A 2,338-nucleotide genomic window follows, 5' to 3' on the forward strand; every position below is an offset into this window, starting at 1 on the left:
GTTCGACCCGGCACTGCACCGCGGCCTGGCGGCGTTGGCCCGGCGGCTCGGTGCGAGCGTGTCCATGGTCCTGCAGGCGGGGTTGGCCGCTGTGCTCAGCAAGTTGGGTGCCGGTGACGACATCCCCGTGGGCTGCGCGATCGCCGGTCGTACGGACCAGGCGCTCGACGATCTGGTCGGGTTCTTCGTCAACACGCTGGTGCTGCGGACGAACACCGGCGGCGACCCGACCTTCGCCGAGCTGGTGACGCGGGTCCGGGAGACGGCGCTGGACGCCTACGCCCACCAGGACCTGCCGTTCGAGGTCCTGGTCGAGGCGCTCAACCCGGAGCGGTCGCTCGCCCACAACCCGTTGTTCCAGGTCATGCTGGTGCTGGACAACGATCCCCGGGCCGAGCTCGCGCTGCCGGGCCTGAACGTCACGCAGCTTCCCCCGCCCGGCAACGCCGCCAAGTTCGACCTGGCCTTCCGGCTGACCGAACGGCCCGCCCTGACCGGGGTACTCGAGTACGCCACCGACCTGTTCGAGCACACCACCGCCGAGGCGCTGGTGCGCCGGTGGCAACGCCTGCTGGCGGAGGCCGTCGCCGATCCCGACCGCCCGCTCCGCAGGTTCGACGTCGCACCACTCGCCGCCCACCGCCCGGACACGCCCGTGGTGGAGGAGAAGTTCAGCCGCCTGCCGCGCACGCCCCAGGAGCAGGTGCTGTGCGACCTGTTCGCGGAGGTGCTGGGACTGCCCCGGGTCGGTGTCGACGACGACTTCTTCGCGCTGGGCGGTCATTCGCTGATGACCACCCGCCTGGCCGCCCGGATCAGCGCGACCCTGGGCGTGGACGTGCCACTTCGCGTGCTGTTCCGGAAACCCACGGTGGCCGGTGTCGCCGGTAGTCTGGCCGCAGCCGGCCCGGCCCGGCCGGCCCTGACCACGGTGGAACGCCCGGACGTCCTGCCGCTGTCGTTCGCCCAGCACCGGTTGTGGTTCCTCGACCAGCTGGAAGGTCGGAGCGCCAACTACAACATCCCGTTCGCGCTGCGGCTCGCCGGCCGACTGGACCGGTCGGCGCTGCGGTCCGCGCTGACCGACCTGCTGGCCCGCCACGAGAGCCTGCGGACGGTTTTCCCCCAGGCCGACGGCGTCCCGTACCAGCAGGTCGTGGACGCGGCGGCGACGCTGGAGGTCATGCCGGTCGACGATCTGACCGCCGCGGTGGAGAGTGTGACGCGGCGCCCGTTCGACCTGGCCGTCGAGCTGCCGATCCGGGCGGTGTTGTTCGAGCAGGCCGCCGATGTGCACGTGTTGTTGCTGGTGGTGCACCACATCGCCGCCGACGGCTGGTCGATGTCTCCGTTGTCCCGTGATCTGGCGACGGCGTATGCGGCTCGTCGCGAGGGTAGGGCGCCGGACTGGTCGCCGCTCCCGGTGCAGTACGCGGATTACACGGTGTGGCAGCGGAACCTGCTGGGCGATCAGTCCGACGAGGACAGCCTGGTCGCGGAGCAGTCCGCGTACTGGGCCGAGGCGCTGGCCGGGTTGCCCGATCAGCTGGAGCTGCCCGCGGATCGACCCCGCCCGCCCGTACCGACGTACCAGGGCGACTCCGTGCCGGTTCGACTGGACGCCGATCTGCACGCCGGGCTGGCGGCGTTGGCCCGTCGGTGTGGGGCGAGTGTGTTCATGGTGTTGCAGGCGGGGTTGGCTGCTTTGTTGACCAAGTTGGGTGCAGGTGAGGACGTCCCGGTGGGGAGTCCGATCGCCGGTCGTACGGATCAGGCGCTGGACGACCTGGTCGGGTTCTTCGTCAACACGTTGGTGTTGCGGACGGACACCTCGGGCAATCCCACCTTCAGTGACCTGGTCAAGCGGGTCCGGGAGACGGCCCTGGGCGCCTACGCCCATCAGGACGTGCCGTTCGAGTACCTGGTGGAGGTCCTCAACCCGGCGCGGTCCCTGTCCCACCACCCGTTCTTCCAGGTGATGCTCGCCCTGGACACCGCGCCGCGGGCCCGGTTCGCACTGCCCGGACTGGACGTCGACCTGCTGCCGACCCCGACCGTCACCGGCGCGTTCGACCTGGCGTTCAGCCTGTCCGAGCGGCACGGTCCGGATGGCGTCCCGGACGGCATCGTCGGCACCCTCGAGTACTCCACGGACCTGTTCGACCAGGCCACCGTGACCACACTGCTGGCACGGTGGCAGCGCCTGCTCACCGAGGCGGTCGCCGCCCCGGACGACCCGCTCGGCCGCATCGACATCCTGAGCGCCGACGAACTGCGCCACCTGGCCGACCACAACGACACCAGCACTCCGGTCCCGAGCGACACCCTGCCCGCCCTG

1 protein-coding gene is annotated in these 2,338 nt (G+C 70.8%); it reads left to right on the forward strand.

Features of this window, described 5'->3' with window-relative positions; genetic code table 11:
* A partial coding sequence (locus tag AB0G02_RS35690) for a condensation domain-containing protein (RefSeq protein WP_360803511.1) occupies window positions 1-2,338 on the forward strand: 2,338 nt, incomplete at both ends.

Origin of the sequence: Actinosynnema sp. NPDC023658 (assembly GCF_040639995.1) — a bacterium.
Lineage (GTDB): Bacteria > Actinomycetota > Actinomycetes > Mycobacteriales > Pseudonocardiaceae > Actinosynnema.